Here is a 7,534-nt window from a genome sequence, read left to right on the forward strand (position 1 = left end):
CGTCGTCGCCGGCGCGGAGGAGGACACGGGCCAGGAAAGCCCCGGGCGCGACACCGGCCCCGTACGCGCCCCGGGCCCGTGCCGCTCACGCCGCTCACGCCGCCCGCGCCGTCCCTCCCCGGCAGGACGCCGGTCTCCCGGCCGGCGTCCACGAAGATCTCCGCGGCCTGTTCCAGGTCCTGCCGGGTGTGCTCGGAGGTGACGCTGATCCGCAGCCGGGCGTCGCCGAGGGGCACCCCGGGGAACACCACGGTCTGGCAGAACAGCCCGCGGGCCCGCACCGCCCGCCCCATCTCCAGCGCCGTGCGCTCGTCACCGACGACCAGCGGCAGGATCGCGCTCTCGGTGCGCTCCAGGTCGAACCCGGCGTCCAGCAGCAGACCGCGCAGCAGACGGATGTTGGACCAGAGCCGGGTGAGGCGCTCGGGCTCCGACTCGATGACGTCGATCGCGGCGATCAGCCCGGCGGCCACGCCCGCCGGGATCGTGGCCGCGAACACATAGGAGTGCGAGTAGAACCGCAGGTACTCGATGACGTCCTCGTCGCCGACCACGAAGCCGCCCATGCCGGCCAGCGCCTTGCTCATGGTGCCCAGTTCGAGGTCCACCCGCCCGGTGAGGCCGAAGTGCTCGGCCGTCCCCGTGCCGCGCGCGCCGAGCACCCCGGTGGCGTGGGCGTCGTCGACGAGCACCCGGGCGCCGTACCGCTCGGCCAGCGTGACGATCTCGGGCAGTTCGCAGATGTCCCCGTGCATGCTGAACACGCCGTCGGTCACGACGAGTTTTCCCGCCACCTGGTCCGCGCAGCGCTCCAGCACGCGTTCCAGGTCCGCCATGTCGTTGTGCCGGTAAATCCTGCGGACCCCGTCCGACAGCTTCGCGCCGTCGACGATGCTCATGTGGTTGAGCTTGTCGGCCACGACCGCGTCATGGCTTTTCACCAGCGCCGAGACACAGCCCAGATTCGCCGCGTAGCCCCCCGGATAGACAATGCAGGCCGGCCGGTGCTTGAAGGCCGCGATCCGGCGCTCCAGCTCCTTGTGGAGATGGTTGGTCCCCCCGATCAGCCGACAGCCCGTATGGGTCGCCCCATAGGCCCGGGTGGCCTCGCACACCGCGTCGACGACCTTGGGATGATTGGCGATTCCCAGATAGTTGTTCGAGGCGAACATGAGGAATTCCCGCGTGTGCCCCGTGAGTTCGTCGTGAATGACGGCCCGGTTCTCGCAGCGCGAGTGCAGGGGCATGCCGTACCAGTACAGTTGGCGCCGCTCCCGTTCGCGCAGATGGGAACGGAAGGAGCGGGCCTTGGCGAAGAGGTCGGGGTCGCGCTGCTCGATGAAGTCCTTCATGGAGCGGTCGTCCCACGGCTCGCCGTCGGGCGGTACGGGGGCGCCGGCCGGTTCCGGGGACGGCGGCGCGGCCGGCTCCCGAGCGGTCGACGCGACGGCGTCCGGTTCGGCGCGCACACCGCCGGTCGACGCGGCGCGCACGCCGGACGCCGGGACGTACGCCGCCAGCTCGGCCCGCAGCCCGCGCAGCGAGCCCGCCGTGACCGACCGCGCGGCGGCCTCCCGCAGCCCCAGCGTCTCGGCCACATCGGCGGTGATGGACGCCAGCACCACGGAGTCGATGCCCAGCTCGCCTTCCAGATCGGCGTCGAGGTCCAGTTGGTCGCGCCGGTAGTGGGTGTGCCGCATGGTGGTGGTGACGATGGTCTCCAGCAGCGGATCTGCGCGGGTCCCGGCCTCTTCCCGGCCCGCGTCGGCGCTCTCCCCGTCCGGGGCGCCATCCGCGGCGCCACTCGCCGTGCCGTCCGGGGCGCCACCCGCGGCACCGCCCGCCGTGCCACCCGCCGCGCCGAGCGCCCGTTCCACGGCCGTGACCAGGTCCTGGACCGTCGCGAGCTGCTCCGGCCGCCCCGGCCGGACCCCGAAGTGGTCGCCCACCGACGCGAGGATCGATTCCAGCACCACCGAGTCGATGCCGAGTTCGCCCTCGAAATGGCTCTCCGGCCGCAGATAGGTCTCGTCGTAGAGCGTGCGCGCGGCCACGATGTCCACCACCTGCCGGCGAATTCCGGCGGTGTCCGGGCCGCGGGTGGGACTCGTCGTCATCGGACGCTCTCCCGTTCGTCCGCCGCCCGCTCCCCGCCCGCGCTCCGCAGCCGTTCGACCAGGGCGGCAATGGTGTTCACGGTGCGGAAGTTCTCCGGTGACACCTCGCGCAGGGGCACCGTGACGCGGAACTCGCTCTGCAGATAGTGCACGAGATCGAAGAGGGAGGCCGAGTCGATGATGTTGAGCTCGGTGATGGGGACTTCCGAGTCCAGCCCTTCGGTATCGCCGTCCATCCACACCTCGGCGATGTAATTGATGAGTGACTGCTGCGTGGTCATGGCCGTCCTCGATCCGTTTCCTCATGGGACGCATGGGAATGCGGGCAGCAGCCAGTGTTCCGGGTCCGGCTGACCGGCCCCTGACGTCCCGCTGACCGGACCCCGGCCGCCGAATTCCGCGAACCCGCACGGCTGTTGCGGCACGCCGCCGAGCATTCACGCCGAAAGGCGACGGCCCGGCAAGCGACTTGGCGCGGCGCAGCACGCGGCTCGGCACGGCGGGTCAGCCATCGGTCAGTGACCGGTCAGCTCCCGCCCGCAGACTCTGGGCAGTCAGTCCTTCCGGACTGCCATGGGCGCAAGCCTTCCGCCCCGGAAATGCGAGGTGACCGATGAGCCGGGCCGCCGTACTGGCCGGAATCGGCAGTTGTCTGCCGCCGAGAGCGGTCTCGAATGCCGAACTCGCCCCGGCGCTGGACAGCTCCGACGCCTGGATACGGAGCCGGACCGGTGTCCGCCGGCGCCATGTCGCCGACCCGGGCACCGCGACCTCGGACCTCGCCGTGGGCGCCGGCGCCCGTGCCCTGAAGTCCTCCGGCGAGCCCCAGGCGGACGCCGTCCTGGTGGCCACCACCACGCCCGACCACCCCTGCCCCGCCACCGCCCCGGCCGTGGCGAGCCGGCTCGGCCTGGGCGGGGTGGCCGCGTACGACGTCTCGGCCGTGTGCACCGGGTTCGTCTACGCGCTCGCCACCGCCGCCGGGCTGATCGCCGCCCGCGCCGCCGACCGGGTGCTGGTCATCGGCGCCGAGACCTTCACCAGCATCCTCGACCCCACCGACCGCTCCACCGCCGTGATCTTCGGCGACGGGGCCGGGGCGGTGGTGCTGCGGGCCGGCGAGCCGGACGAGCCCGGCGCCCTGGGCCCGTTCGACCTCGGCAGCGACGGCGAGGGCCAGGACCTGATCACCGTGCCGGCCGGCGGCTCCCGCCAGCGGCTGTCGGGCGTGCCCGCCACGGCCGCCGAGCACTGCTTCCGGATGGCCGGCAAGGAGGTCTTCTGGCGCGCCGTGCGCCGCATGGCCCGCTCCGGCCGCACCGTGCTCGACCGGGCCGGCTGGAGCCCCGCCGACGTCGACCGCCTGGTCAGCCACCAGGCGAACGCACGGATCATCCAGCACCTCGCCGACGACCTCGGCATTCCGCGCGACCGCAGCGTCAGCGACATCGCCGAGGTGGGCAACACGGCCGCGGCCTCCATACCGCTGGCGCTGGACCGGGCCCACGCCGACGGGGTGCTGCGCGCCGGGGACCGCGTGCTGCTGACCGCCTTCGGCGGCGGCCTCACCTGGGGCTCCACGGTGCTGACCTGGCCCCGCCTGGAGCGGGCCTGACTCGCGAAGCCCCCGCGACGCCGCCACTCCGCGACGCCGCCACTCCGCGACGCCGCCGGCCCGCGACCGGACCACCCGGCCCGCGACCGGACCACCCGACCCGTACGACACAGGAGACGAGACGACATGAGCGCGATGTACGACAAGCTGGCCGAGCTGCTCGTGACCCGCTTCGCGGTGGACCCCGACCTGATCGGACCCGACGCCACCTTCGCGGAACTCGAGATGGACTCCCTCTTCCTGGTGGAACTGCTGCTGGTGATCCAGTCCGAGTTCGGGGTGGAGATCGGCGAGGACGCCACCGCCCCCGGGGACACCCTCGCCCACGCCGCCGAGCTCATCGAGCACCAAGTCGCCGCGGCGGCCTCCTCATGACCGCGGGGACGGCCGCGACAACCCCGGGGACGGCCGCGGAGGCCGTCGCCGTCACCGGGCTCGGCCTGGTCACACCGGCGGGCATCGGCACGGAGGCCACCTGGGAGGGGGTCTGCCGGGGCGTCTCCGCGGCCCGCCGCGACCCCCGGCTCGGCGGGCTCCCGGTGGACATCTCCTGCACCGTGCCCGGCTTCTCCGCCACCCGGCACGTCGGCCGCCGCAGCCCCCTGGTCCACGACCGGTTCGTCCAACTGGCCGTCGCCGCCGCCCGCGAGGCCGTCACCGACTCCGGGCTCGACCCGCGCACCTGGGACGGGGCCCGCGTCGGCGTGGTCGTCGGCTGCGGCCTGGGCGGCGTCACCACCTGGGAACAGCAGCACCGCAGGATGCTGGAGAGCGGGCCGAACGCGGTCTCCGCCCTGCTCATCCCCCTGCTGGTGCCCAATATGGCCGCCGGCCACCTGGCGATGGAACTCGGCGCCACCGGCCCCAACCTCGTCACCGCCACCGCCTGCGCCTCCGGGGCCACCGCCCTCGGCACCGCGTGCGCCCTGCTGCGCGACGGCACCTGCGACGTGGTCGTCGCCGGCGGCGCGGAGGCCGGCGTGAGCCCCCTCATCGTGACCGGCTTCGCCCGCATGGGCGCGCTCTCCCGGCGGCTGGCCGAACCCGCCGCCGCCTCCCGCCCCTTCGACGCCGACCGGGACGGGTTCGTCATCGGGGAGGGCAGCGGCATGCTGGTCCTGGAGCGGCGGCGGGACGCGCTCGCCCGCGGCGCCCCCGTACGAGCCCTCCTCGCCGGCTACGGGGCCTCGGCCGACGCCCACCACATGACCGCACCCGACCCCGAGGGGGCGGGTGCGCTCCGGGCCCTGCGCACCGCGCTCGACCAGGCCGGCGTCATGCCCTCGGAGGTCGACCACGTCAACGCGCACGGCACCGCGACCCCACTCAACGACGCCGTCGAGGCCCGGGTCCTGCGCAAACTCCTCGGCGACGCCGCGGCCGTCACCTCCACCAAGGGCGTCCTCGGCCACGCGCTCGGCGCCGCCGGCGCCATCGAGGCGGCCCTGACCGTGCTGGCCCTCCAGCACGGGACCGTGCCGCCCACCGCCAACCTCGACCGGCAGGACCCCGGGGTCGAGCTCGACGTCGTCGCCGGAGCGCCCCGCCGCGGCCGGTTCCACGTCGCCCTGAGCAACGCGTTCGGCTTCGGCGGCCAGAACGCCGTCCTGCTCTTCACCACGCCCTGAGCCGCCGGCCCGCGAACGCCCACCCACCAGCCCATCGAGCGCACTCAGGGGTCCCCATGTCCTGCACCGTCCCCGACGGCGAACTGCGCGCCCTCGAGGCGCGGGTCGCGACCGCCCTCGCCACCGCCGACGACACCGCCCTGGACATCCTGGGCCACGGCGAGGTCACCCTGGTCCTGCGGCTGCGCACCGCCGAGGGCGCCTTCGCCTGCAAACGGCTGCCCGTCTTCCCCGACCGGGAGCGCTTCGAGCGCTACCGCGGCGTCCTCGACGAGTACCTCCGGCGGCTCGGCTCGGCCGGGCTGCGGGTCGCCCCCACCCGGCTGTGGCACATGGAGCTGCCCTCCGGCCGTGTCGTCGGCTACTGCGTCCAGCCCGCCCTGCCCGAGCGGCGGCTCTGCTCCCGCCTGCTGCACACCGAGGGCGAAGCCTGGGCCAAGGACTTCTTCGACCGCTTCCTGGACCGGATCGAGGCGGTCGTCACCCCGTCCCTCGGGCTGGACGCCCAGGCCGCCAACTGGGTCGACCTCGACGGCGAACTCGTCCACCTCGACATCACCACCCCGCTGATGCGCGACCACCGCGCCCGCGAACGCCTCGACGTGCGGCTGTTCTTCACCTCCCTGCCCTGGGTGCTCCGCGACGCCGTACGGCTGACCATGACCAGGTCGATCTTCGACAAGTTCTACACTCCCCGGGGCGTCGTCCTCGACTTCCTCGGCAACCTCCACAAGGAGCGGCTGGACGCGCTGATCCCCGGCTTCCTGGAACAGGCCAATGCCCGCCTCGGGAAGCCCCTGGACGCCGCCGAGGTGGCCGCCTACTACGCCTCCGACGCCCGGATGTGGGAGCTCATCCAGCGGCTGCGCCGGGCCGACCGCTTCTGGCACCGCCGGGTGCGCCGGCGCCCCTACCCCTTTCTGCTGCCCCCCGCCGTCGACCGCTGACCCGCGCCCCGTGCCATGACCCCACTGCCGTGCCTCCGGCTCGACCCGGACCGCCCGCTCCACCTCGGCCACGGACCGGGCCGGCTCACCGTCGCCGTGGTCTCCATCGCCTGGCTGCGCCGGCGCACCGCCGGACAACTGGCCGCGCTGGAGGCCCGCCATCTCGCCCCCGAGGAGGCCGCCCACGCCGCCACCCTGACCTTCCGCAAGCGCCGCTACGAGTGGCTCGCCGGGCGGCTGGCTCTCAAGCACGGCGTCTGCGCCCACCACCAGCGCCACCTCGGCCCCGCGCCCCCGACCCGCGCGGTGCGGATCGGCGCGGTGGCCACCGGGCTGCGCGCCGGAAAGCCCGTGGTCGACCTGCCGGTCGAGATCGGGCTCTCGCACTCCGTGGACTTCGCCGTCGCCGCGTGCGGCCCGCGCCCGATCGGCGTCGACCTGGAACGCTGCCGCCGCATGGCCCCGCCCTTCGTCGAACTGCTGGCCGACGGCGCCGATCTCGCCATGCCGCTGCCCCTGCGCTGGGCCTGCAAGGAAGCGGTGCTCAAGCACTTCGGGTTCGGCCTGCGGGTCGACTCCCGCGAGGTCCGCCTCACCGGCTGGGGAGCCGACGGCCGCTTCTCCTGGCGGGGCGGCCCGGAGCTGTGCCGCCACGCGCCGACCGCCGCCGACGGCCGGCGCTTCGCCACCTGGGCCCGTGAAATCGACGGTTACGCACTCGCCATGGTCTGGAAGTAGGTCCTCCGATGATGCCGACACCCCCCTCGTCCCCGCCGCCACCCGTGCCACCGCCCTTCCGGGCGGCGCTCGGGGCGGCACTGGAGATCGCCGCCCTCAGCCCGTCGTCCCACAACTGCCAGCCCTGGGGGGTGGCCCGGCTGCGGAGCGAGGGCGCCCGGCGGGCCGCCGCCGCGTTCCTCGACGGCGCCCCCGGGAGCGGCGAATCGTACGCCGGTACGGGCCCGGGCACCGGCGGCGGACCGTACGGGGACATGGACGGCGTCGGCGCGGCCCGTACGGAGTACCTGGCGCTCGCCCTGGACCGCGAGCGCCGGCTGGAGTCCCTCCCCGCCCACGCCGACGAGATGCGGCTGAGCTGCGGCCTCTACTGGCGCGTTCTGCTGCGCGCCCTGGCCGCGCAGGGCTGGGCCCTCCAGCGCATCCGCTTCCACGACCACCACGAGCACCACGACCACCCGCTCCCCGGTCACCCCGACACCCCCGCCG

At 74.2% G+C, this 7,534-nt stretch carries 7 protein-coding genes and 1 pseudogene; 6 read left to right on the forward strand and 2 right to left on the reverse strand.

Translation table 11 applies throughout. The annotated features are described in order from the left end of the window. Both ACSNOD_RS25885 and ACSNOD_RS25890 read right to left on the reverse strand, forming a co-directional pair. A partial coding sequence (locus ACSNOD_RS25885) for an aminotransferase class I/II-fold pyridoxal phosphate-dependent enzyme (protein WP_436769466.1) occupies positions 1-2,117 on the reverse strand: 2,117 nt, incomplete at its 3' end. Next, complete coding sequence (locus tag ACSNOD_RS25890; protein WP_436769467.1) at positions 2,114-2,398, reverse strand: acyl carrier protein; 285 nt, start codon at positions 2,396-2,398, stop codon at positions 2,114-2,116. The genes ACSNOD_RS25890 and ACSNOD_RS25885, both read right to left, overlap by 4 nt. A gap of 332 nt (positions 2,399-2,730) precedes the next feature. Here ACSNOD_RS25890 and ACSNOD_RS25895 point away from each other — a divergent pair, with 332 nt between their 5' ends. The 6 genes and pseudogenes from ACSNOD_RS25895 to ACSNOD_RS25920 form a co-directional block, all read left to right on the forward strand. Then, complete coding sequence (locus tag ACSNOD_RS25895) at positions 2,731-3,732, forward strand: beta-ketoacyl-ACP synthase III (protein ID WP_436769468.1); 1,002 nt, start codon at positions 2,731-2,733, stop codon at positions 3,730-3,732. A 126-nt stretch (positions 3,733-3,858) separates the two neighbouring features. Beyond that, complete coding sequence (locus ACSNOD_RS25900; RefSeq protein ID WP_436769469.1) at positions 3,859-4,107, forward strand: acyl carrier protein; 249 nt, start codon at positions 3,859-3,861, stop codon at positions 4,105-4,107. Then, on the forward strand, positions 4,104-5,360 hold the full coding sequence (locus ACSNOD_RS25905) for a beta-ketoacyl-[acyl-carrier-protein] synthase family protein (RefSeq protein WP_436769470.1): 1,257 nt from the start codon (positions 4,104-4,106) through the stop codon (positions 5,358-5,360). Before ACSNOD_RS25900 ends, ACSNOD_RS25905 begins: the two co-directional genes overlap by 4 nt. Positions 5,361-5,416: 56 nt before the next feature. After that, positions 5,417-6,307 carry a DUF6206 family protein gene (locus ACSNOD_RS25910; protein ID WP_436769471.1) on the forward strand — a complete coding sequence of 297 codons (891 nt, stop codon included), beginning with the start codon at positions 5,417-5,419 and terminating at the stop codon, positions 6,305-6,307. A 15-nt stretch (positions 6,308-6,322) separates the two neighbouring features. Further along, positions 6,323-7,045 (forward strand): 4'-phosphopantetheinyl transferase family protein, encoded by a 723-nt coding sequence (locus tag ACSNOD_RS25915; RefSeq protein ID WP_436769472.1) that lies wholly within the window; start codon positions 6,323-6,325, stop codon positions 7,043-7,045. An 8-nt stretch (positions 7,046-7,053) separates the two neighbouring features. After that, positions 7,054-7,534: pseudogene (locus ACSNOD_RS25920) on the forward strand (hypothetical protein); the annotation flags it as partial.

The sequence above is a fragment of the Streptomyces sp. URMC 123 genome (assembly GCF_051386515.1).
Taxonomy (GTDB): domain Bacteria; phylum Actinomycetota; class Actinomycetes; order Streptomycetales; family Streptomycetaceae; genus Streptomyces.

Coding starts and splice junctions, on each gene's coding strand:
- ACSNOD_RS25890 (WP_436769467.1), bottom strand. CDS start 2,398: ATGACCACGCAGCAGTCACTCATCAATTACATCGCCGAGGTGTGGATG.
- ACSNOD_RS25895 (WP_436769468.1), top strand. CDS start 2,731: ATGAGCCGGGCCGCCGTACTGGCCGGAATCGGCAGTTGTCTGCCGCCG.
- ACSNOD_RS25900 (WP_436769469.1), top strand. CDS start 3,859: ATGAGCGCGATGTACGACAAGCTGGCCGAGCTGCTCGTGACCCGCTTC.
- ACSNOD_RS25905 (WP_436769470.1), top strand. CDS start 4,104: ATGACCGCGGGGACGGCCGCGACAACCCCGGGGACGGCCGCGGAGGCC.
- ACSNOD_RS25910 (WP_436769471.1), top strand. CDS start 5,417: ATGTCCTGCACCGTCCCCGACGGCGAACTGCGCGCCCTCGAGGCGCGG.
- ACSNOD_RS25915 (WP_436769472.1), top strand. CDS start 6,323: ATGACCCCACTGCCGTGCCTCCGGCTCGACCCGGACCGCCCGCTCCAC.